This is a genomic window from Mesorhizobium sp. M0938 (genome assembly GCF_040319125.1).
Taxonomy (GTDB): Bacteria; Pseudomonadota; Alphaproteobacteria; order Rhizobiales; family Rhizobiaceae; genus Mesorhizobium; species Mesorhizobium robiniae.
The window spans coordinates 56,489-80,277 of the sequence record NZ_JAMYNS010000004.1; the positions used below are offsets into that span (position 1 = coordinate 56,489).

At 59.6% G+C, this 23,789-nt stretch carries 17 protein-coding genes; 9 read left to right on the top strand and 8 right to left on the bottom strand.

Going from position 1 to position 23,789, the window contains the following annotated elements; genetic code table 11:
* Positions 1-41 precede the first annotated feature (41 nt).
* On the top strand, positions 42-4,205 hold the full coding sequence (locus tag NKH73_RS07865) for a cytochrome P450 (RefSeq protein WP_352929982.1): 4,164 nt from the start codon (positions 42-44) through the stop codon (positions 4,203-4,205).
* A 15-nt stretch (positions 4,206-4,220) separates the two neighbouring features.
* Here the strand turns inward: NKH73_RS07865 and NKH73_RS07870 are convergent, their stop codons facing one another.
* Together NKH73_RS07870 and NKH73_RS07875 are read right to left on the bottom strand one after the other, a co-directional pair.
* Positions 4,221-4,928: a Crp/Fnr family transcriptional regulator gene (locus NKH73_RS07870; protein WP_352929985.1), complete on the bottom strand. Its 708-nt coding sequence runs from the start codon at positions 4,926-4,928 to the stop codon at positions 4,221-4,223.
* Positions 4,929-5,072: 144 nt separating this feature from the next.
* The gene (locus tag NKH73_RS07875; protein ID WP_352929988.1) at positions 5,073-5,792 is read right to left on the bottom strand and encodes a helix-turn-helix transcriptional regulator; all 720 of its coding nucleotides are present in this window, start codon (positions 5,790-5,792) and stop codon (positions 5,073-5,075) included.
* A gap of 259 nt (positions 5,793-6,051) precedes the next feature.
* On the opposite strand from NKH73_RS07875, the gene NKH73_RS07880 reads away from it, so the two are divergent.
* Positions 6,052-7,794, top strand: coding sequence for a PAS domain S-box protein (locus NKH73_RS07880; protein WP_352929991.1), 1,743 nt, complete (start codon positions 6,052-6,054; stop codon positions 7,792-7,794).
* A gap of 105 nt (positions 7,795-7,899) precedes the next feature.
* On the opposite strand, the gene NKH73_RS07885 is transcribed toward NKH73_RS07880, so the two are convergent.
* Entirely contained in the window at positions 7,900-8,583 is a 684-nt protein-coding gene (locus NKH73_RS07885; protein ID WP_352929994.1) for a LuxR C-terminal-related transcriptional regulator, read from the bottom strand.
* A 634-nt stretch (positions 8,584-9,217) separates the two neighbouring features.
* Here NKH73_RS07885 and NKH73_RS07890 point away from each other — a divergent pair.
* The 6 genes from NKH73_RS07890 to NKH73_RS07915 all read left to right on the top strand — a co-directional run bounded on the left by NKH73_RS07890 (position 9,218) and on the right by NKH73_RS07915 (position 15,413).
* A complete protein-coding gene (locus NKH73_RS07890; RefSeq protein WP_352930743.1) occupies positions 9,218-9,940 on the top strand; it encodes a nucleotidyltransferase family protein in 723 nt (240 codons plus the stop codon).
* Between the two features lie 47 nt (positions 9,941-9,987).
* Positions 9,988-11,124 carry a DegT/DnrJ/EryC1/StrS family aminotransferase gene (locus NKH73_RS07895; RefSeq protein ID WP_352930745.1) on the top strand — a complete coding sequence of 379 codons (1,137 nt, stop codon included), beginning with the start codon at positions 9,988-9,990 and terminating at the stop codon, positions 11,122-11,124.
* On the top strand, positions 11,121-11,816 hold the full coding sequence (locus tag NKH73_RS07900) for a sugar transferase (RefSeq protein WP_352929997.1): 696 nt from the start codon (positions 11,121-11,123) through the stop codon (positions 11,814-11,816). The genes NKH73_RS07895 and NKH73_RS07900 overlap by 4 nt, the downstream gene beginning before the upstream one ends.
* 75 nt (positions 11,817-11,891) lie before the next feature.
* Positions 11,892-12,896, top strand: coding sequence for an SDR family NAD(P)-dependent oxidoreductase (locus tag NKH73_RS07905; protein ID WP_352930000.1), 1,005 nt, complete (start codon positions 11,892-11,894; stop codon positions 12,894-12,896).
* On the top strand, positions 12,893-14,164 hold the full coding sequence (locus NKH73_RS07910) for a hypothetical protein (RefSeq protein WP_352930003.1): 1,272 nt from the start codon (positions 12,893-12,895) through the stop codon (positions 14,162-14,164). Before NKH73_RS07905 ends, NKH73_RS07910 begins: the two co-directional genes overlap by 4 nt.
* Positions 14,151-15,413, top strand: coding sequence for a polysaccharide biosynthesis/export family protein (locus NKH73_RS07915; protein ID WP_352930006.1), 1,263 nt, complete (start codon positions 14,151-14,153; stop codon positions 15,411-15,413). The genes NKH73_RS07910 and NKH73_RS07915 overlap by 14 nt, the downstream gene beginning before the upstream one ends.
* 16 nt (positions 15,414-15,429) lie before the next feature.
* Here NKH73_RS07915 and NKH73_RS07920 read toward each other — a convergent pair whose 3' ends face one another.
* Entirely contained in the window at positions 15,430-16,773 is a 1,344-nt protein-coding gene (locus NKH73_RS07920; protein ID WP_352930009.1) for an HlyD family type I secretion periplasmic adaptor subunit, read from the bottom strand.
* A 187-nt stretch (positions 16,774-16,960) separates the two neighbouring features.
* Positions 16,961-18,703: a type I secretion system permease/ATPase gene (locus tag NKH73_RS07925; RefSeq protein WP_352930012.1), complete on the bottom strand. Its 1,743-nt coding sequence runs from the start codon at positions 18,701-18,703 to the stop codon at positions 16,961-16,963.
* Positions 18,704-19,124: 421 nt separating this feature from the next.
* On the opposite strand from NKH73_RS07925, the gene NKH73_RS07930 reads away from it, so the two are divergent.
* The gene (locus NKH73_RS07930; protein ID WP_352930014.1) at positions 19,125-19,817 is read left to right on the top strand and encodes a N5-glutamine methyltransferase family protein; all 693 of its coding nucleotides are present in this window, start codon (positions 19,125-19,127) and stop codon (positions 19,815-19,817) included.
* 73 nt (positions 19,818-19,890) lie between these two features.
* Here NKH73_RS07930 and NKH73_RS07935 read toward each other — a convergent pair whose 3' ends face one another.
* The 3 genes from NKH73_RS07935 to asnB are packed head-to-tail and all read right to left on the bottom strand — an operon-like array spanning position 19,891 to position 23,788.
* Positions 19,891-20,157, bottom strand: coding sequence for an acyl carrier protein (locus NKH73_RS07935; RefSeq protein ID WP_352930017.1), 267 nt, complete (start codon positions 20,155-20,157; stop codon positions 19,891-19,893).
* Between the two features lie 56 nt (positions 20,158-20,213).
* Positions 20,214-21,770: a class I adenylate-forming enzyme family protein gene (locus tag NKH73_RS07940; RefSeq protein WP_352930020.1), complete on the bottom strand. Its 1,557-nt coding sequence runs from the start codon at positions 21,768-21,770 to the stop codon at positions 20,214-20,216.
* Complete coding sequence (asnB, locus tag NKH73_RS07945) at positions 21,767-23,788, bottom strand: asparagine synthase (glutamine-hydrolyzing) (RefSeq protein ID WP_352930023.1); 2,022 nt, start codon at positions 23,786-23,788, stop codon at positions 21,767-21,769. The genes NKH73_RS07940 and asnB overlap by 4 nt, the downstream gene beginning before the upstream one ends.
* Position 23,789: the final 1 nt, after the last annotated feature.

Genomic DNA, 23,789 nt, shown 5'->3' on the forward strand with positions numbered 1-23,789 from the left:
TTGGGCATCCCGTCGGCCGGGATGCCGGGGGCCTTGAAGCGATGATCATCACCAAATACTACGACGGCGTTCGCCGGGCTCAGAAAGATCAGCGGCCGGCGGCGGAATTGCCTGCCTTCGACGTCGAGCGCCTTCGCTCCACGAGCCTGACCGGCCGCCTGACAAATCGGCTGCTTCAGGATCCCCGCTGGATACTGGCGCTTCTGCGGCGCTTCTGGCCGATGTTGAAGCTCGGCAACATCCTGCTCGTGACCAGGAACGAGGATGTCCGTGAAATCTTGGAACGGCAGGATATTTTCCAGACGCCGTATGGCCTCGAAATGACGGAGATTGCCGGCGGAACGAACTTCATTCTCGGCATGCAGGATGGGCCGGCATATCGCCGGATGAAATCGACCATCCTCAGCGCCTTCCCGGTCGACGAGGTGGAACGTGTGGCAAGGCCTATCGCCGCCCGCCATTCGCGCGAGATCATGCTGACAGCCGGACCGGGCTTCGATGTGGTGCGTGATCTCCTCAAGGTCGTTCCGGTGCGCATCTGCCGGGATTATTTTGGGATTGTGATCGACGACGATGCCGAATTCGCGAACTGGGCAAATGCGTTGAGCGGTTTGTTCTTCGCCGACCCTTTCGGCAGTCCTGCAGCTCGCGAACTCGCCATCGTCGCGGCGGGCCACATGGTGAAGGCCATCGACCGCTCGATCGAGGCGATCCGCGAAGGCCGGGGTAGTCTCCAGACACCGCTCGGTCGTCTGGTGGAAATGCTCGACCGCAGCCAGCCTGCCACAAGCCTCAAAGAAATCCATTCCATCATGCTCGGCATGATCGCCGGCTTCGCGCCAACAAATCTTCTCGCGGGCAGCAATTGCCTCGACGTGGTTCTTTCCCGGCCGGAGGCGCAGGCAGCGGTGGAAGGCGCCATAGCCGCGGGTGACGAAGAACGGCTCGGTCGCGCGATCCTGGAAGCGATGCGGTTCAAGCCGATCTGGATCGGTCCCTTCCGCTACACCACCCAGGACACGGTGATAGCCAGGGGAACTCACCGCGAGCGGCTGGTGAAGGCAGGTACGGCCGTGATGCCGGCGACATTGTCGGCGATGTTCGATCCTGATGCCGTCCAGCGGCCGAACGAGTTCGACATAGAGCGTCCTGCCAGCGACTATCTCGTCTTCGGCCATGGTATTCATCAGTGCATCGGCGCTGCGCTGGCGCGGATCCAGATTGCCGAAGCTTTTCGTGCACTTTTCGCAAAGCCTGGGGTCCGGCGCGCCGCTGGCAAGGCCGGTCGCCTTAGGTCACTGGGCGCATACCCCGAAAGCCTGAAGGTCGATTTCGATATCTCGCCTCTTTCCGAGACGGTTCGACACGCGATGGTCACCGTGGTCTGCAAGGTCGATCGTGGGGTCTCCCTGGCCGCCCTGCGTGAAAATGTTGCGGTGCTCGGCAACCCTGCCGGTGGCGAAATCGCCGACGCGCTCGACGCGAACGGGACCATTCATTTCGCCAGCCTCGCTGTCGCCTGCAAAGCCGATCCCGCCGACGAGCGGGATGGTGACGAGGCGCATCTCGTGCTGGAATTTTCCGGCGACGGCTCCGACGAGGAAGTCATCGATAATTTTGCGGCGGAAACCGGTCACTTTCTCCGCAGTATCTTTGAGGAGGGGTGCGGCCTCGGTCGCGACGAATCGCTTAAAGAGTTCATGCGCAAGCGTGCGGTGAAGATTTCGCAATTGTTCGGCAGCAATGCCGGGCTGGTGTTTTCCGGCACGCCCGGACATTCGGTTGCCCGGATACGAGCCGAAGCCGATCTGGAGAACGCCGTGCGCAAGATCCTCGCGGAAGCCAATCCGGCGGACGAGAATGCCGGCGCAACGCTGGCCGAGGTTCGAAACCGCCTTGCGGCGCAGGGATCCTATGGCTGGGCGTTCGAGCCAGCTGAAAGTCTTTTTGAGCAACCCGCGGGAAGCTTCTGGAGGGCCGTCACCAGCACGCTGAGAGCACCGGCGGTACTCGCTTCTGTGTTTGTCGGCCTGCTCGCCTGCTGGTGGATCACCTACAGTCTCGTTTTCGACTCCCCGTCCGGTTTTTCCCGAATTTTGCTGGTCGCGGGTACGTCCCTGGTGTTGACTCTCGTGGGGGTGACACTGCTTATCCTGTTCATCGCCCTGCTTCTCTATCTCGGGCTGCGACGTCTCGAAAAACGCGACGTGCCGCAAGACGCCTCGATCGATCCTGCTCGCCTGGAAGCGGTCATCTCGCGCGAGAATCATACTCTGCAGAACAATTTGACGGCGATTTCGGTCATGAAGTCCGGAATCCTGCGGCGATGGGCGCTGCGCTTGTCGTTTTATCTCATTTCGATCTCGGCAAAGAGTGTCTTCCGGCCGGGTCATCTTGCCGATATCAATACGATCCATTTCGCACGCTGGGTGAAACTGCCAGGGACCGACAAGCTGATGTTCTTCAGCAATTTCGGCGGCAGTTGGGAAAGCTATCTCGAAGACTTCATAAACAAGGCGCATAGCGGCCTGACGGGCGTGTGGAGCAACACAATTGGCTTTCCGCGCACTCGCGCGCTTTTTCTCGACGGCGCGACCGACGGCGACCGCTTCAAGCGCTGGGCAAGGCGGCAACAGATACCGACGCTGTTCTGGTATTCGGCCTACCCCAAGCTGAACACCGGCCGCATCCGGATCAACTCGCTGATACGCCGCGGCATTGCCAAGGCGGCCACCGAGAGTGAGGCGCGCGACTGGCTCGGCCTGTTCGGTTCGTTGCCGCGGCCAGCGGGTGCGCTGGAAACCGGCGAGATCCAGACCATCTTCTTTGGACCCCTCGGCCCGCTGCCACACGCGCGGATGATCGCAGTGCGTATTCCGGAGGGGCTTTCAAGGACAAAGCGCAAGGCATGGCTGGAGTTCGTCGCCAAACGGACGAGCTTCGCAAACCAGCTTCCCAAAGGGCGTGCGATGATGACCATGTTTGGTCCCGATGGCCTGGCGCGGCTCGGGCTGGAGGACACGACCCCGGAGGGAGCATTGGCGACGTTTCCGTCTGCCTTTCGTCAGGGCATAGCCAGCCCGGCCAGAAGCCGGGCGCTTGACGATGTCGGGTCGAGCGCACCGAAGCATTGGGAATGGGGTTCGCTGGAGAAGCCGGTGGACGCGGCAGTCGTCTGCTACGCGGCCGATCTGGACACGCTGAAGCAGGATGTCGCGGAATTCGAAAAACACAGCAAGACGGCGGGGATCGCGATCGTTGTGCAATTGCCGCTCGTCATACATCGCAAGGGAAAGCAGGCGTTCGAGCATTTCGGCTTCGCGGACGGCATTTCGCAGCCGGTGGTCAGCGGCACGCCGCGCGCGAATGCGCCGGTCGCCCCAATGCATGTCGTGGCGCCGGGGGAGTTCCTTTTCGGATACAAGGACGAACTCGGCTTTTATCCGCCAACGCCGACAGTGCCCCCATCGCTCGATCGCGGCGGTGTATTGCCCGCGCTTGAGCGTGAAACCGCCCTGTTCGGCGCGGCGGCCGTCCCGAGGGATTTCGGCAGGAATGGCTCCTTCGTCGTCGTGCGCCAGATTCAGCAACACGTCGAGACATTCCGCGCGTACTGTCGGGCAGAGGCGGAAAAGCAACAGCTCAAAGGGCATAGATCCATAGATCCACGCTGGATCGCTGCCAAGATGGTCGGACGTTGGCAGGACGGGACATCGCTCGTACGCAATCCGAACGGGCGCGGCAAGCGTGAGCCGGACAATGATTTCTCGTTCGGGAAGGAAGATCCGCAGGGGCTGCATTGCCCACTGGGCTCGCATGTGAGGCGCTCCAATCCGCGCGACTCCCTGAGCGAGGATCACGACAGCCAGATCAGAATCAACAAGCGTCACCGTATCCTGCGCGTCGGCCGCACCTATGAACGGGATGAGGAGAAGGGTTTGCTTTTCATGTGCCTGAACGCCGATATCGAACGTCAATACGAGTTCATCCAGCAGAGCTGGGTTTCGGCCGTCTCCTTCCACGGCTTGCAGGAAGAAAAGGACCCAACGATCGGCGCGCAGAACGGAGGCGGCCGATTCACGATCCCGTTACCGGGCGGAGGCGTCGTGATCGAAAAGCTTCCTGATTTCGTGACCACGCGCGGCGGCGGCTATTTCTTCATGCCGAGCCGTTCGGCAATGCGCTATCTCATCTCCCGGTTGTGAACAGTGGACGACGGATCACTCGTCCTCTAAATCGGCAATATCGCGCAAGGCCTGCTTGTCTGTGATGCGAATGCCACCCCTCTTTATCGCGATAAAGGACCGGCTTCGCCAGTAGTTCAGCGTCTTGTTGATCGATTCGCGCGTTGCGCCGAGGAACTCCGCGACATCGGCTTGCGAGATCGGTATCCAGCCCTCCGCGTCGGCTAACAGGCCGGACAGGAAGATCAGCCGCTTGGCCAACCGCGTCTCGATCTTGAGCAAGGCATGGTCGCCCATTTCGCCACTGACCCAGCGCAGGCGCGCGCAAAGCAATTCGATCAGCGCGCGCGCCAGCGGCGGATGCTCGTCAATCCGCTCGAAAAGCTTCGCGCGACTGACCGAAACCAGCTCACAATCGGTAAGGCATATGGCGGTCGCCGTGCGGGGCCCTCCGTCGAGAGCGCCGATTTCTCCCACGAGGCTCTGTAACAGTTCGATGTTGGCGACAAGCTTGCGACCGCCGGGCGAATAGAGCGATATCTCTATCGTGCCGCTTATGACGCCGTAGACGCGATCGGAACTATCTTCCTGCATGAAGAGATGCTGTCCGGCACTGTAGCGCTCGGCCTTGCACCCCTTGAACAGTAGGCTGAAGAGGTCAGGCTTCAACCTAGCTATAGGCAAATCCGATCCGCCGCGGTTCCCCGCGCCGGCGCGCGGCAATCGGTCATCTTCGGATGGCATGAATAGTTAACTCGTTCATTCAACTCCAGGACGCAAGGACATTCTGTCCGCGACGCAACGCGCGACTAGCTAGCCATGTTGAAAGGCCCCCAATTCCGGTCGTCTGGATGACGACGTCCGGCGCCTGGATCCAAACGGCGATCCTTATGGCAAGACCGAAATACGCCCCAGAAGAGCCACCAATTCCGCTTGGCGTCTCGTTTCGGTCTTGGCGAAGAGCGAGGCAAGCTGGGAGCGGATCGTGGTGCGGCTGAGGCGCCAGCTGCGGGCGATCTCCAACGGCGCATCGCCCTGAGCCAGGCGCAGCGCCAGGTGGGTTTCTGCGCTCGTCAAGCCAAACATCCTTTGCAGCGTCTGCGGATTTGGCCCCGACCTGTTCTCGCGGTCCAGCAATGCCACGATGCTGGTTCCGTCAGGCGCGACAACTCCGTTCTCTTTCAGTATCACCGGCCTGTCGCCTGCGCTGCGGATCACCACCCAAGACAGTGAACCCGGCAGGAAATGGGCAGGAACGTTGGCGACCAGCCGCCTCAGGGCGATCGAAAGCTCACTGGCTGTTTCAGCCGCTTCGCCCTGGCGCTCCAGCGTGGTTTGAGCGGCTGCGTTCCACTCGATCACTTTTCGTTCGCGGTTCAGCACGAGATAGCCGCAGCCGATGCGATCGAGCATGCCGGTGATGGATTCAAGGCTGCGTCTCCTTGGTTCGTCGCCGCCAGCATCCGGCCGATCAGATGCACGAGTTGAAGGATAAGGATATGAGGGCCGCAGCATCTCGGGGCTATACGCCTCAGGGGCATACTTGGCGCCCACTACGATGTATCGGTTGCGCGCTACAGCATCACTGTGTCTGTCGATCAGAGTCATCTTGTTAATCTCCCCAAAGTTTAACCAGCCCGAAATAAGTTATTCGGGATTTACACGCAGTCTTTTGTGTATAGGGCTAAAAAAATGACCCTATCACCTTGAAACTCTATATATTATGAGGAGTTCTGACCAAGTCATTCTCCCCCCGCCACATAAAATGCGCGCTGTGACAGCGGTATGGCAATCCGGCAGTCGTACTAGGTTGTACGTTTTCTGTTCTAGTCTCGACGGCCTAGTTAAAAGGTTGTAGCCTATGTCTATGAACTCGCATTCGCGCAGGACGATTTCGTACCCGCCAGGCAGATTGCTAACTCATATAGCCTCCGCGTCGGTATTAATTGCTACCCTAATATTCGAAACAAAAGCCTCGGTATATGTCGGAGGAGGTTCAAGTTTTTTAGAGTTTATTCCAGCTATTATTATTATTTCTTATCTCGAAGATCGCGGGCCTGCACTTGCCGCGACGATTCTGATGGTGGCAGCCGGCCTATGGGTACGGGGCGCCCTGCACGGTCAGATCTCCAGCGAAGATTGGGCGCGCGCCATCCTGCTTCTGGTTTCGGGTGCAGTGATTGCCATGACCTTCAATCGGCTGCGGCAGGATTTGCGTGATGTACTGGAAGTAGCGGAAGCGAGACTTGCTGCCGTCGAAGCAACCGAAAGCCGCTACCGTTGGGCCTTCGAACGCGCCGCTATGGGATTTGCAAACACCAACGAGCAAGGTGAGTTGCTGCAATCCAACAGACGTCTTTGTGAGATGACAGGTTACAAGGAGGAGGAGCTTGCCCATTTGCGGCTCAGGGCACTCGTCCATCCGGCCGACCGCGATGCCTTGGCACGGTTATTGGCGGGCCTGGGGAACGACAGTGCTCCGTTCGCTTCGGAGGTCCGTCTGACACGAAAGGACGGTACGGCATTCTGGGCTCGGCTAACCTTGTCTTCGTCAGTGCCCGACGGGGTTCTCTCAGAAAGCATCTTCGTGGTGGTCGACGATATTTCGGAACGACGGGCTGTACACGAAGCGCTTCGGGCTCAGAAGGAGTGGCTGGATCTCGCCTTGTCTGCTGGACGCCTGGCCACGTGGCGGATCGACCTCAAAGACGGGATCGTCACCGGCTCGGGCACGTTCTGGGACATTCTCGGCCTGCCCCCGGCCGCCAGCCGGCGCCTCGATGAGCTGACAGCCGTCATTCATCCGGTGGACTGGCCAAAGCTGTTGGCATCGAGGAAGCTCGCATCGGTCACGAACTACGACGTCGAGATTCGCGTCCGACGACCGGACGGACATATCCGCTGGGTTGCCTTACGCGGAAGGGAAGAGAAGTACGATGATCGTCTACAGCGGATCGGAGTGGCCGCCGACCTGACCGAGCGACGACAAACCACCCTGCTGCGCGCCGCGGCAAAGAAGCGGGAGCGCATCATGCTGGAACAACGACACAGGTTCAGCAATCTGTTCCCAGTGATCACGGCGCTCGTGAACATGGTCGATGCTCCAGAGAACAATGTCGCCAAGTACAAGGAGACGCTCATCGACCGGATCCGTGCGCTCGAGGCAACGCATTTGCTGCTTTCACGCAACGGCAACGCAACGGGGATGCTCCATGATCTCGTTGTTCTGGAGCTGCAGCCTTATATGGGAACCCGCGACATATCGGTCAGCGGTCCCTCCGTCGTGATATCAGGCGGCGCCGCTGAAAGCTTTGCGATGGTTGTTCACGAGCTGACGACCAATTCCTTGAAACATGGAGCGCTTGGCGATCCCAAAGGCCGGATCGACGTAAGCTGGACATTCGCATCGGAAGATCCGGGCAGTGACGTCGTGTTCGATTGGGTGGAATCGGGGCGGCGGCAGACCGCAAGAGTCGTCCGTCATGGTTTCGGGTCCATGATAATCGGGGTGGATGGGGCGCCGCTTGTCGGTCACTCCCCCAAGCTGGAAATATCGGATCACGGGCTGCGATATTCGCTACGACTGTCACGCAAGGAAATCGGCGCCTAACGCTTCGTGCTTCCAGAAATCGGAACCGATTTTGGAAGCACGAAGCGTAATTCCAGAGTTTGTTTAGAGCGCCGTTTGCGTATCCAGAAGGACGCGCGCGACGCTCTAATTGATATTGTTGATATTGCCCGTTAGCCAGGTCTTCAGCATAACGGCAGCCTCTGTCCGATTCCGCACCCCAAGCTCGCGCAGAACCGCAGCGGCATGGATTTTCGTTGTCGCTTCGGCAATTTCCAGATCGCGCGCGATTTCCTTGTTGGAATACCCTTCCGCCATCAGCTTCAGGACCTCCTTTTGCCTCGAGGTCAGCCTGCCAAGGTTGCCGGTATTGGTACGTCGCTGTGGGATTTGCTCGGCGGGAGCAGGTGCGTGGGTCGCTAGCGCCGCACCCGGGCGTGACAGAAGGGCAGGGACATAGATGCGGCCCGAGAGGATTTCGTTGACGGCCATGACGACCTCCTCGTCCCTTTGCGACTTTACGATATAGCCGTGAAGTCCGATCGACAGAGCCGTGAGGATCTCGGAGCGTGAATCGTTTCCGGAAACGATCGCAAATCGGGTATCGGGATAAGCCGACAGAATGCCACCGAGCACTTCCTGATTGAACAATCCCGGCATGTTCAGGTCCAGGATCGCAAGATCAACGGACGCCTGTTCCGCCAACAGACTAAGTACGGCATCGAAACACGATGCCTCAAATATCTCTACACCTGGAATGCCTGCGGTCAGTGCCAACCGCAGGCCACGACGATACAAGCCGTGATCGTCGGCGATGACGATTCGATACATTGAACTACCCCAACGAAACCTGGAACCATTGAACGGTGATGGCCTTAAGGTCATGGCCGACCACTCGTCGATTTATCCAGTCAACACCTGCTGTGCCCCAACACGACAAGCGTCAGATTGCTAATATAACCCTAAATAACCGGAAACGCTCCTCTTATTTTGAGCCCTGCGATCGGAATCCGCTGACTTGCCGAATATCCGTTCTCAACCGCCAAGATCCGTGTCCAACAGCGCGCTTCGATGCCGATATCTCGCAATCGCCGGGTTGTTGTAGGTCGTTCCGGCAATTGATGGACACTTGGCTCACTGCAAGCACTCATTCGGGCTTTTGTCGGTCTCATGGCCACAGCTGATCGGCCAAGAACTGTTCGCGGAACCCCGCTCCGAACCTGCCTTTGCGACAGGCGTCAGCCTTCGTCGATCAGCACGGCCATTGAACACCATAATGTCTAGATCGCTACCATTCGAATGCACGACGACATCAACCCCGGCGGCCACATACCATCCAGATGCAATGTCCGGATAAGGGCCGACGGGAATCCCATCGGTCTTTGTAAGAGAACAAGAAAGTGACTTTCGGATGCTGCGGCCGTGACGACAGCGCTCAGGCCGAGTGAACATGGGGAGAATTCAGATGAAAGCAGTGATTCAATGTGGCGGAATGGGCACACGCCTTCGCCCCTTCACATCGGTCTTGCCGAAGCCGCTCATGCCGATTGGTGCCCGGCCGGTTCTCGAGATGCTTCTGAAGTGGCTGCGCCGCAATGGTATCCAGGAGGTCTACATCACAACCGGGTATCTCGGCCACTTGATCCGCACAGTGTGCGGAGATGGCTCGCAGTGGAACCTGAAAATTCGATATACGCAAGAGATGGAGCCGCTCGGCACCATCGGCCCGCTCTCGTTGATCAGAGATGAGCTGACGGAACCGTTCATAGTTCTCAATGGCGACGTCCTCACCGATTTGAGCCTCAGTCGATTTGTGGCTGCCCATCGCAAGCATACCGACCCGGTAACGATCGCCACAGCCTGCCGCCTGATCAAGATGGACTTCGGCGTCATCGACGAAGTCGATAACACCGTTCAGGTCTTCCGCGAAAAGCCGACGCTTTCGCACCTTGTCAGCATGGGAATCTACTGCATGAATCCAGACGTTCTGCCGTTTATTCCATCCGGCATTCCCTTCGGGTTCGACGACCTGATGCTGCAGATGATGCAGAACGGAACAGCCGTCCATGTATACAAGCATGATGGTCTCTGGCTCGATATCGGGCGCGTCGACGACTTCCAGAACGCACAAGCCATTTCCTGGGAAGACCAGTCGGCCTCGATCGAGGTCACTGCCACGGCCGCATGACGAGATCACGAAGCCAATCCCGTAGTCTAACAGTCTAGGAGGTTATGATGCTCTTGGTCAGTGCCCCAATTTTGGGTGTGCCGGAGAAGGCAGCTTTGTCCAAGGTCGTCGATAGCGGATGGCTGACGATGGGAGAGCAGGTGAAGGCCTTTGAAGAGGCTTTTGCCGCCATGCATGGCGCGGATGATTGCGTCGCGGTCAGTTCTTGTACCGCAGCGCTTCATCTCATTTTGCATGCACTCGGTATCGGACCAGGCGACGAAGTGCTGGTCCCGTCGATGACTTTCGTCGCGACCGCAAACGCGGTCCTCTACGTCGGTGCCACTCCGGTCTTTGTCGACATCGAGTCCGCCGACGTGCCGCTGATGTCGATCGTGGAAGCCGAAGCGCGATGCACGGCGCGCACCAAAGCGGTCATTCTCGTACATTTTGCCGGCTACCTTCCCAATCGGGAAGAATGGCAGAAATTCGCCCGCTCCCGGGGGCTGCAGATCATCGAGGATGCCGCGCATGCGCCCGGCTTGAAGGAAGTGGGTACATATGGTGCCGCGGCCGCCTTCAGCTTTTATGGCAACAAGAATATGACCACGGCGGAAGGTGGAGCCGTGATCGCCCGAGATCGCAAGCTACTTGAGACAATCCGTCAGGCCCGTGGTCACGGCATGACAACGGGGACGCATCAGAGGCTGAACAGTCGCACGCCGCAGTATGATGTTACCATGCTCGGGTTCAACTATCGCATGGATGAAATGCGGGCTGCCATCGGATTGGTCCAGCTGCAGAACTTGCAGGAGTGGAACGAGATCAGGCGCATACTGGTTATACTGTATCGACGTCTCATCGCAAAACATTGTCCGGCCGTAACAGTCCCGTTCCACGAGCCGCGGACGTCGGCTTATCATATCATGCCAGTCCTTTTGCCGCGTTACGCCGACAGGCAAGACGTCATCGACGAATTGCGCAGGCAAGGAATACAAACCACCATCCACTATCCGCCGGTGCACCAAATGACGCTCTATCGCGAGCTCTTCCCCGGCACCCATTTGCCGCGGACAGAAGACTTTGCCCAGCGTGAGCTCACGGTGCCGCTGCATCCCCAAATCACCGCGCCTGTGGTCGAATCAGTGGCGGTAGCGCTTGCCACTGCGATCAACAGCTGCGCCCAAGCAGGAACAGCAGCATGAATGCCTTGGATTTATCCATTCATCGACCCATTGTCTCGAGCGCCGCCCATGGCTTCGCGAGACGGGCAATTGATCTCATCATCGCTACGGCAGCCGCCATCGTCTTCGCTCCGCTGATGCTGGTGATCGCCCTGGCGCTCTTACTGGAAGGCGGCCGGCCTGTCTTCTTTGCGCAGACCCGCGTGGGTGCTGGTGGGCGGCCATTCCGCATGTACAAGTTCCGCAAATTCGCCGTGCGATGCGACGCCGGCGGCCTGGCGCTGACCATGGCCGGCGACAGTCGTATGACGACGATAGGGCGGTTCCTGGCACTCACCAAGTTCGACGAGCTTCCGCAACTGTGGAATGTCTTAAGAGGCGACATGGCAATTGTCGGACCGCGACCGGAGAGCCTTGTCTTCGCCGATTGTTTCCGCGGCGGTTTTGAGGCCGTCCTGCAATACAAGCCGGGCTTGCTGGGTCCGGCCCAGGTTCTCTTCCGGCATGAAGCCCACTTTTATCCGCGATCCGAAGATCCGCTACTTTTCTACCGTGAGGTTCTGTTCCCTGCCAAGGCCAGGCTTGACCTTGCCTATTATCCGCAGCGAACCGTCGCCTCCGATATCGTTTGGATGGTGCGCGGTTTTCTGGCGGTCATCGGCTTGGTTTCACCGCCGCCGATCGGCCCGGTCACGCCGCCGATCGGCATGTGAGAGCAGCTTGGGCATGGCCGCGCTCCGTTGGGTTTGCAAGGTCAGCGCTTCACGTCATAGGGGGAACGCACAGTTATGAATTACAGGGGCAGGAAAGTTCTGGTCACGGGCGCCGATGGGTTCATCGGGTCGCATCTCACCGAAGCGCTCGTCCGTAACGGGGCGGATGTGACGGCGCTGGCCCTCTACAATTCCTTCGACAGTCATGGCTGGCTCGATGATTTGCCGGACACCATTCGAAGCCAGCTGAATCTTGTCCGCGGCGACGTTCGCGACAGTGCGTTCCTGAACCGGATCGTGCGTGGCCAGGCCGTCGTGTTTCATCTCGCCGCACTCATTGCGATTCCCTATTCATATGCGGCCGCCCAGTCCTATGTGGAGACCAACATACTGGGCACGGTGAATGTTCTCGAAGCGGCGCGCCAATGGGAGACCGAGCGTGTGGTGCACACTTCGACCAGCGAGGTTTATGGCACCGCCCTGACGATGCCAATCGATGAATCCCATCCACTGCAGGGCCAGTCACCATATTCGGCATCCAAGATCGGCGCAGACATGATGGCGGAGTCCTTCGCCAGGTCGTTCGACACCCCCGTGGTCATCATGAGGCCGTTCAATACGTACGGCCCACGTCAGAGTGAACGGGCCATCGTACCGACCATCATAAGGCAAGTCCTCGACAAGAATTGCCCGGCGATCATGGTCGGGGACACAAGCCCGATCCGCGACCTCACCTTTGTGGAAGACACTGCCGCGGCGTTCCTGACCGCAGGTTCGGCCGAGCTTGAATTTGGTCGCCCCTACAATGCCGGGAGCCAACGCGCTGTGACGATCTCGGACATTTTGGATCTGGTGCTCGAGCTGAGCGGCACCAAAAAGCCGGTCCATCGCGACGAACGCCGCCTGCGGCCGCAGAATTCCGAGGTCCGTGCCCTATTGGCCGATTCTTCGCGCCTCGAGGGCAAGACCGGGTGGCGGGCACAGACCAGTCTGCGTGAAGGGTTGGAGCGAACCATCGGATGGTGGGAGGCGCGCCTCAGTGAAGGCCGTGTCCGACACGAAATGAGCTATATGACATGACCTTTCACCAACGTGCATTGGCTCCGCTGTTGATTGCCGCTGCCATGTCGTTGGGTCTGCCTACGGCCGGAGGTCAGCAAAGCAGCGCGTCGGCCCAGTTTACCGCGCCGGTAGCGATGGATTTGCCCGATTATTTGCGCCCAGCGACAGACCCCGCGTTTGGGACAGTCTTCACCCGCATTACCAAGCCAGGAGTTCTTGGCAATGGGATTGCATGCGGAAAAAAATATTGCAGCCACCGTTACTCGAGCGCTCAAGCCTGGAATGCAGACCAAAGCCTGCTCGTCATCACCAACGGCTGCAATGGTATGTGCTTCTTCGACGGGCAAACGTATGTCCCGCTGTTTCGCCGCAATAGATCGGGCGAATGTGAATGGCACCCGCGAAATGCCGACTTGATGATCTGCGTTCAGGATCGGAAGATCTCGACCTGGGCGCCTCGGACCAATCGCGAAGATGTGCTGTTTGTCGGGACAAATTATAACGAGCTGAGGTTCGGGCCGTCCAAAGGCAATCCAAGCCGTGACGGTGATCGCATAGCGGTGCGCGCAATCCGTTCGGATGGCGCGATGGTCGTTTTTGCATACGATCTCAACCAGCGGCGGAAATTCCCGGACATCGACCTGGCTCAGCTTGCCGGAAGCAACAGCGCCTGCTCGATCTCCCCCCTCGGAACGAATATCCTTTGCTTTCAAAACCTGTCGGACGGCACTGAACAAAGAGGCATTTTCGCCGTTGATGGCACGTTGCGCCAAAGGTGGACGGAGCACCATCGACCCGGTCACGGCGATCTGACAATCGATGAGGATGGCAGCGAAGTCTATGTAGGCATCAGCAAAGCCGATCCCGACAAATATCAGGTGATCAAGCGGAGGCTCTCTGACGGGAAGGTCACCTCGATTATGAAGTTCGGCGAGGCCGAGCATGCATCGCTGCGTGCACTGGGCAGGTCCAGTTGGGTGTTCCTCAGTTATGGTGGCAATCCTGACGAGATATCAGCCAATCCGGACTGGGCGCCGTATGCGCGAGAAGTGATCGCGCTGCGCATCGACGGTGGAGAGGTTCGGCGTATCGTGCAAACGCGGAACGCTCCGTTCGACTATTGGAGCGAGACCCATGCTTCGCCTTCGCCAGACGGCTCACAGGTGATCTGGTCGAGTAACTGGGGCGTGCCTGGCGGGCCGGTGCACGAATTCGTCGCCCGTCTCGATTGGGTTGAAGAATCAGGATCGAAGCAGAAGGAGATTGTCGCCAATGACCCTCATTAATCGAATCCTTCTTGCCGCGCTTGGTATGTTGTCTGCCGTGGGTATGGCGGCCGCAGCGGAGACGCGGGTCGCTTATCGACTTTCCGCCGGCGACACCGTCGAGATAGGAATTGCCTCCATCCCCGAACGAACGCAACGTGCCACGGTCCAGATGGACGGTACGATCGCGCTTCCCGAAGTCGGGATGGTTTCGGTCGGCGGTCTGACGCCAGCCGAATTGCAGACGCGGATGGAGACAATCTTGCCAACCAAGATCTTCCACCAGCGCCTGCCTGATGGGCGAGAGCAAATGATCGTCATCAAGCCGAGCGACGTGACCGCAGTGATAGCAGACTATCGCCCGATCTACGTGACCGGCGACGTGCTCACTCCCGGGCAGCAGGCCTACCGGCCGCTCATGACGGTGCGGCAGGCGATTGCGGTGTCTGGCGGTTTCAGCCTGTTGCGGTCACGGGCGAACCAGGTCGGCCCCGATCCGGTGGATCTGCGGCGCGACTATGAATCGCTTTGGGGAGAATACACCAGAGATCACTTTCATAGCGCCCGCCTTCGCTCCGAACTCCAGAACGAGGCGAAATTCGACATGCAGGCACCAAAAGGGTCACCCCTGTCGACCGCTTTTGTGTCGGCGATCGCCCAGGCTGAAGCAGAAGGGCTCAAGCTTTCCCTGGACAACTTCCAGCAGGAGCAAAACTACCTCGAAAAAAGCGCCAAGGATGCTGCAGCGCAAATCGAAGTCCTGCTCAAGCGCGAACAGGCCGAAGTGGAAGCCGTGAAAGCGGACGAGGACGATCTGGCACGGGTAACAAAAGCACATAAAGCAGGCAATCTGACCAACGACAGGCTCGCCGATGTCCGGCGCGGTGTGCTTCTGTCGTCCAGCCGCGCGCTCGAAACGTCGGTCGAACTCATGACAACACGACGCCAGCAGGACGATTTCGTCAGGCAGCATGAGCGCAATAACAACCTGAGAAGGATCGGTCTCTTGACCGAGCTGAAGGATACCAACGTGCGCCTTGCCGATACCACCGCAAGACTTCGCGCCGCCAGCCAGAAGTTGCAGCCCACGGGAGCGTCCGCCCAGCCGCTGCCGGTTGCCGGCGAGACCATCCAGGCTCAGATCACAATCGTCCGCAAGGTCGGTGAGGAATGGCGCAAACAGTCTGCCGGAGAGGACACCGAGGTGGCACCGGGAGATACGATCGAGGTAAGGTTCAGCAGTGCGCTTGAAAGTGCAGCGGTCCAATAGACCGCCTGCACCTGCGTTACTGTTTGAAGGCTCTGGAAACCTGGTCGGTGAAGGGTTTCAGCAAATAGGACCAGACATTGCGCTCGTCGGTGCTTATGTGAACTTCGGCGGGCATGCCGGGTTTGAGTATTTTCGCTCCTGTCAGGCAGGTCGCCGCATTTTCGACGTTGATGCGCGTCGAAAAGTACGAAAGCTGACGTTGCTGATCTTTAATCAGATCTGCAGAGATGCGTTTGACCGAACCCTGGCAAACAGGTGTCGTTCCTACATCGAAGGCCGGAAAGCGGATTGAAACCCGCTGCCCAGGCCGTACGTCATCGATACGCTCTGGAGAAACGAGCGCGTCCACGACCAGGTTGTCGGCATCAGGCACAATCATCATGAGCACTTCTCCGGGGGCAATCACGCCTCCGATGGTGTGGATGGAAGATTCTTGTACCGTTCCTGACTGTGGCGCGCGGATATCTGTCCTGGCGAGTTCGTCTTCCGCCACTACCTTGCGCTCATTGAGCTCGGTCTGCTTGGCTTCCGTTTCGCGAAGTTCGCTGGTTACCTCGCTCCGCATTTGCTCATCGAGCTGAAGCACCTGCAGGTCAGTCTCACTGATGCGAGCTTGGACCTCCGCGATTGCCGCGACGAGGCGTCCTGACTCGCCGCGAGTCCGGCTCTTCTCCAAGCTGACAGTGCTCAGCCTCTCCTTGGAGACCAACTTCTTTGCGTAGAGAGATTCGACGTCAGCAAGGTTCTGCGTCAGCAGATCCAGCGACTCGTCCATTGCCGCCTGCTGTGCTTTGAGGCCATCGATCTGACGCTCCAATTGCTTCGAGCGGCTTTGCAATTGTGCCTTCTGGCCAGCCAATGCGGCCGCCCGGCTTTCGAACACGGCGCGTTCGCCACGGACAAGTGCCGCCAGTTGCGGATCGCCCATCTGGGCGCGAACGCCGGGCGGAAGTTGCATTTCCGGCAGACCCTGCCGCTCTGCCTCAAGCCGCGCCAGACGAATGGTGGCGCGATTGAGCTCCTCGCTGACTATCTGCAGGTTTGCTCGCGTCAGCGTGTCGTTCAGCCTGACCAAGACGTCGCCGGCACGCACATGATCCCCGTCCTGGGCGAAGATGCCGCCGACGGTGCCGCCGGTTTGATGCTGGACTTTCTTTATGTTGCTTTCGACCACCACGGTGGCGGGCGCAATCACCGCGCCTGCAATCTTGGTCAACCCCAGCCAGAGCCCTCCGCCGAAGATCAACAGGAAGGTAGTCACCAGGCCCAGGAGCAGATTGGCCCTGATACCATCCGGCTCTTCGGTTGGATTCGTCGGGATCAGTTCGCTTTCGCTACCGGCCGCGGCATATGATGACACGGTCCCAGTAGAGCAATACCTCACATATGCCTGCCTGCACCTTTCCACGGCGGAACGACAATGTGCGGCCAGACCCAAGAGCAGATTGGTCCGGATGCCATTCGGCTCTGGCTTTGCCCCAGCCGATTGGCTTTCGCCACCGACCGCAGCATATGACGACATGGTCATGTTAGACACTGGCGATCCCTCACGCATGCCCGCTTGCCCCTTGCTGCAGCGGGACGACAGTATTTGGCCGCGGGAAAGGCCGGATCACATTTGCCAGAACGTCTTCGCGCGAGCCAAAGGAATGGAGCATGCCATTCGACAAGACGAGTACCTGATCGATGTTGACGAGAGCTGACGGACGATGCGCCACGACGATTGCGATGCCGCCACGTTGGCGCACCGCCAGGATCGCCCCGGCCAGGGCAACGTCGCCGTCGGCATCCAGATTGGAATTTGGTTCGTCGAGAACGACAAGGAATGGATCGCCATAAAGTGCTCTGGCGAGCCCGACCAGCTGCCTCTGGCCAGCCGACAGGGCCGCTCCGCCTTCGCCGACGCGCGTTTGAAAACCTTCCGGCAGCCGCATGATCATCTTGTCCACGCCCGCAGCCCTGGCGGCTGCCAGCACGCCTTTGGCATCGCTCTTGCCGCCGAACCTTGAAATGTTGTCTGCGATCGTTCCGTCGAAGAGCTCAACGTCCTGGGGCAGATAGCCGATATGAGCGCCGAGCAGCTCCGAATTCCATTGATCGAGCGAGGCGCCGTCCAACCTTACCGTTCCGCGAAGCGGCTTCCAGGCCCCGACCAAAGCACGCACGAGCGTCGTTTTGCCGGAGCCGCTCGGGCCGACGATCGCCAACCCCGCGCCACTCGACAAGCGAAAGCTTACATTGACGAGCGTTGGTCTCTGCAGGCTTGGTGGCGCGACCGTCAGTTCCTCGACGACAAGCTGTGTCTGCGGGCGCGGCAGTTCCATAGGGTCGTTCTGGCTGCCGAAAGCGTCCAGCGCTGCCGCCAGATCGGAATAGCTTCGCCGGGTGGCCAGAAACCCTCTCCAGTTTGCGATCGCCACGTCGACCGGCGCCAATGAGCGGCCCAACAATATGGACGATGCGATGATCACGCCGGGCGAAGCCTCGCCGCCGATCACGAGATAGGCGCCCAGCCCCAGTACGGACGATTGCAGCGCCATTCGGAGGGTTTTCGACAATGAACTTGCTGCGCCGACGACATCGGAGAGCTGTTCCTGGTTCTTGAGATAGAGATGGCTGATCTCGTTCCAGCGCCGACCGAGCTGGGCGGAAAGGCCCATCGCCTGGACAACCTCAGCGTTGCGGCGGCCGGAATCGGCAAGAAGCCGCTGTGCCACGAGCGTTTCAGACGCACGCGCGGCGGGCTTGCGGGCAACGACTTCCGCGACGATCGTCAAAAATACGACAGCCGCCGCGCCAAGCGTTGCCAGCACACCAAGCGAAGGGTGCAGCAGATAGATGACCACCATGTAAAACGGGATCCAGGGAGCGTCGAAGACGACTGTTGGCCCCAGTCCGGAAAGAAAGCCGCGCAGCTGATCCAGATCGCGAAGCGGCTGCACCCGGTTCGCATCCTGCCCTGCAGTGAGCGGCAAGGAAAGCGAGGCAGCGAACGCCTTCTGCTGAAGATTTCTATGCAGGCGGCTGCCGATGCGGACCAACAGGCGAAGCCGGACGAAATCGAGAAGCCCGTAGACCGCGTAGAGGCCCAGCATCCCGATCGTAAACCCGACAAGGGTCGGCACGCTCTGCGAAGGCAGTACGCGATCGTAGATCTGGAGCATGTAGACGGAGCCGGTCAAGGCGAGAACGTTTATCACTGCCGAGAAAACGCCGACGCCAACCAGTCCGTGCATTGAACCGAACATAGCAGAACGTAGATCGGGCGAGCGCCCTTGCGTAGACTTCATGATCTGCGGTCTTTCGCGCGGAGAAGCCGCGCAATCTTATTGGTAACGATGATGGGTAAATCCTCTTGCCTTGCGGAAAGCGGTTGCGTTCCGTTAGCTACTGAAACATTACGAGTTGCTCACGTATGTGCCATTTGATCAAAATGTAGCAAAATCGTGGCGCAGGTCAGAGAATTCGGGAATTGGTCGCGCGAGGCTGGGGATAACCGGCAGGGAAAAGGGAATACTCTCAATGATGAGACAATATTCCCAACCATACGACAGATGAGAGGCTTGTGATCACTCTTTGTTGCATGATGTCTTCAAAGCCTATGGCAGCGAGTGTTTTTCGATCTGCCCATCGAGAATTTAATGAATTTGAGATACACTTAATTGATACGCGGTTGTCGGGTATCGGTAAATTCAGGAAGGCAGGTCTGTCGTGAGCGAAGAGATCAATGTCGCCGACGCCTACAGCAAAGGCCGTACCGTCTTTATGGGGCTGGAGCTGCTTATCGCGCCCGGTGCGCTCGTTCCTCGGCCTGAGACGGAGTTGCTCGGTGCGACCGCTCTCGATGTTCTCAGTCAAATGAACATGCCGGCGCCGCGCATCGTCGACATGTGCTGTGGGGCCGGCAATCTGGCGTGCGCCATCGCGCACTACGCTCCCACCGCGCGTGTCTGGGCGAGCGATCTCACCGATGGTTCCGTCGAAATCGCGCGTCGCAACGTCGCTCATCACGGCATGGCGGATCGCGTGTCGGTGCTTCAGGGCGATTTGTTCAGCGCTTTCTCAGGCTTGGAACTTGAGGGCACGATCGACGTGATCGTCTGCAATCCGCCTTATATTTCGGACAAGCGGCTTGAGGGCGACCGTGCGCATTTGACCGAGCTCGAGCCGCGTGAGGCGTTTGCGGCTGGCCCCTATGGCCTGAGCATCCATATGCGGGTGATCAAGGATGCGCCGCGTTACTTGCGGCGCGGAGGCATCCTGCTCTTCGAGGTCGGACTCGGCCAGGACCGGCAGGTCATGAGCCTGCTGGAGCGTTCCAGGGCCTACGAAACCATACGCGCGGTCACGAACGAGGCCGGCGAGGGCAGGGTGGTTGTGGCGCATACCATGTCGCAAGCGTGAGCCACGCCGCGACTGCGGCAGGCCCGGTCGAGCTGCAGCGGGCAAAGCGCAGCGCTACGCAAGATTTCGGCGATCAGTTTTTCTTGCGGAGAACGTATTGCGCAATCCCTTGGATCGAATCGAGGTTCTCCGGCAGGAGCTCGCTGTCTTCGACTATGATGCCGAAGGTCTCCTCGATAAAGCCGATAACCTCAAGTACCCCGGTCGAGTCCACGATGCCTTGGTCGAGAAGGGACGTGTCGCTCTCCAGAGCATCCGCATCGGCTATGTAGAAATTCGACGCCAGGAACGCGCGGATCTGGTCCTTGCAGGTTTCGGCTCTATCCTTGGTAGACAACATTGTATTCTCCTCCGATACAAAAGATGAATGCTGGTCAAGTTCATCCAGAAACCGCCTCATGACAGGGCTGTTTTCTTAAGTTTGCCCGTGTCTGTCATCGGTAGGCTGGGTACGATCACGATAGACTTCGGAACCATGAAGTTCTCCAATCGCTTCTGGCATTCTTTCTGCAATTGCCTTTCGCCAATGACCCTTCCTTGCTCCATCACGACAAACGCCTTGATCGCTTGCCCGAGTAGCTCGTCCGGAACGCCAATGACCGCAGCTTCCCGCACGCCGGGAATATCCAGCAGTACGTTTTCCACTTCCCTGGGCGCGACCTTCTCCCCTCGTGATTTTATGATCTCGTCGCCGCGACCGACGAAGTAAAGGTAACCCTCAGCATCCATCCGGCAGTAGTCGCCGGTGTACAGAACCTGCTCACCCGGCAGCGGACCGGGTTTGAGTTTCCTGGCCGTAGCCTCCGGCTTGCCCCAATAGCCTTTCATCACCGTCGCTCCGCGGATGACGAGCTGGCCGACGACATCGGGGGCGACCCGCCTGTCATGCTCGTCGACAATCCACATCTCCGTGTTCGGGATGGCGATCCCAACGCTCAACGGCTTTCGCTCCAGATCTTCCGGCGGCAGGTAGGTGCAGCGCTTGCATTCGGTGAGGCCGTACATTGAATAGATGCGTGCATCCGGAAACAGCTCCTGGAGCATGAGAATATGCTTGAGCGGCAGGGCGGCTGCAGTGTTCGTGACATAGCGAATGCTTGAAAAATCTTGATCTTTCAGAGATTTGAGATCCGAGAGTGCGGCGAAGATGGTCGGCACGCCGGGAAAGCCTGTCACCCTCTCTTCCTTAATCAGCCCGAGGATCTGCGCCGGGAAAGCGAACGAGCGTTCAAGCACCAGCCGAGCGCCGGTGCGAAACGCCATGATCATCTGGTACAGGCCGTAATCGAAGGCGAGGGGCAGGACGTTGAGGATCACCTCGTCTTCGCGTAGCTCCAGGTATGAAGCGATCGATGTACATGCGGTGATCATGTTCCTGTGCGTCAGCATCACGCCCTTGGGTTCGCCTGTCGACCCGGAAGTGTAGATGATGGCAGCGAGATCGATATCGATGCAGCGGCGTGCCGGCGGTGCGCTGCCGCCGGTGGCGACCGCGATGTCCCATCGCACTGCGTGCGGCAATCCCGTCAGTTGGGCGTCGTCGATCGGTCCGGAGACGATTATCCGGCGCAATGACGGGCAGTTGCGCGCCGGTTCGCTGAAAACCGAGTGCAGGTGCCTGTCCGTGATCAGTGCCGTCGGCCGGCAGTCGTTGAGCAGGTAGTCGAGCTTGTCGCTCTTGGTGAGCGGATTGACGATGCACACCACGGCATTCGCCTTGAGCACCGCCCAGAAGGCGACGACCGTCTCGATGGTGTTGTCGGCGAAGATCATCACGCGATCGCCGCGTGCGATCCCAGCCGTCGCCAGGTGTTGCGCGATGGCGTTGGAGCGCGCTTCGATCTCGCTATAGGTGACACGTTGGCCGCCGCACACCAGCGCCACTTTCCCGCCGACCCGGCTGGCGGAGTAGGCGAGATAGTCATGCAGCAGCGGTACTGCGTCATGCATCATACCAGCACCTCTTCGCGATGCTCGTGGTCGATGTCGACGGTGAGGTCGACCTTGCGAGCTCCACCGGGGCGGCTTGCGACAAACTGCTGGTGAAGGATCTGGGTCGAGAGCACGCCGACCAGCGCCATGTTGTCGGAGTTGGAGAGATCGCCGTCCCCTGTCCTGGCTCGACACTTGTCCAGCAGGCGCGTCACCGACTTCGCATCGAAGACGTTCGCGGCGCGCAGCGCCGTCTCCGAAAGTGCTTCGCGGACATAGGCCGGGGCATCATCGGCGATGAAGCAAAGTGCGTTGGGCGCGCGGTACGGCTGCTTCTTGCGGGCTACGATTTCCTCCGGCACGATCGCTTTCGCGGCGCGCTTCAACACGTGCTTTTCGTCGAGGACGCGCAGCTTGTAGGCCGCCGGAAGCGAATTCGCGAGCCTCACAAGTTCATCATCCAGGAACGGGAAGCGCCCCTCGATGGAGTGGGCCATGAGCATCCTGTCCCCCTGTGAGGAAAGCAGATATCCCGACATTAGCGTCTGGATCTCGAGATACTGGTCCTGCGCCAGAGAGTCCCATCGCGGAAATTCCGCCGGCAGGCGGGCGATCAGCTCGGATACGGCATTACGGCGCTCGGACTCGGCGCGCATGTCGGCGGTGAACAATCGCTTGATAGCGCCAGTGGTGCGCCAGCGCGTGTCATGCGCGAAGCCGGGCGCGTCATAGGCCTGGATATCGCGCCCGAAGAACTGGCGCGCCATTGCTTGCTGATGCACCGGCGAGCGGCTGAGATAGGGGTAGAGACGCTCCAGCAGCCGCGAGCGTCGTGTCGAGGCGGGCTGGCGGCCCCAGAAACGGCGGACCTTGCCTTCGCGGAACAGGTCGTAGCCAGCGAACATTTCGTCGGCTCCTTCGCCGGTCAGCACCACCTTGATGCCGTGTTCTCGCACCAGCCTCGAAAGCAGGAACAGCGGCGCAGGCGCGGTCCTCAGGATCGGACGCTCGGTGTGATAGATGACCTCGGGAAAGACTTCGGCGATGTCGCTGCGCGAGACCACCACCTCATGGTGCTCGCTCCCGATTGCGCCGGTGACCAGACGCTGGAAACGGGTCTCGTCATACTCAGTGTCGGCAAAGCGCAGGGAGAAGGTCTGGAACCGCTCGCCGGCGTAGCGCCTTCCCAGTGTGGCGACTAGAGAGCTGTCGAGCCCGCCCGACAGATAGCAGCCGACAGGCACGTCGGCCTGCACGATTCTGAGCGCCGTCGCAGCCTCCAGGGCGCCGCGCACCTGGTCCACCGCGTCGTCGAGCGAGCCGGTGAATTCGTTATGGCGCGGACCGGAAATTTCAGGGTAGCAAGGCTTCCAGAAGGCGCGCTCGCGAACGGTGTCCCGGTCGTAAATGCGAACATGCCCCGGGGTGAGTTCGCTGATTCCTTGAAATACGCCTTGCGGCGGCACGACGGTCCAGAGCGTGAAAGTCTGATCGATGCCGGCCGGATCGAGGGCGCGGGGAATGGCCATGTCGGCCGCGAAAATCGCTTTCACTTCGCTGGCAAAGTAAAGCCGCCCCCCATGCTCGCAGAAGTGCAAGGGGCAGATGCCGAACCGATCGCGTGACAATACGAGACGGCCCGCCGCGGAGTCCCAGATCGCGACCGCCCATTGTCCGTTCATCCGCTCGAAGGCGGCCTCGCCCCATTCGCGATAGGCGTGGACGATGACCTCCGTATCGCTGTGGGTGCGGAAGCGGTGGCCGAGGGCGATCAACTTCTCACGCAGCTCGAGGTAGTTGAAGATTTCGCCGTTGAAGACGATCCAAATCGTGCCGCCTGCGTCCGCGAGTGGCTGCTGGCCGTTGGAGAGATCGACGACAGACAGGCGTGCGTGCGCCAATCCGGCGCGTTTGTCGCGGTAAAGACCGCGCTCGTCCGGGCCGCGATGTGCGAGCGCGCCAGCCATGCGCATCAGCGCTTCGCGCGAAGGTGGCGCCACGGCGCCGCTCAGCGACACGATTCCGGCGATGCCGCACATT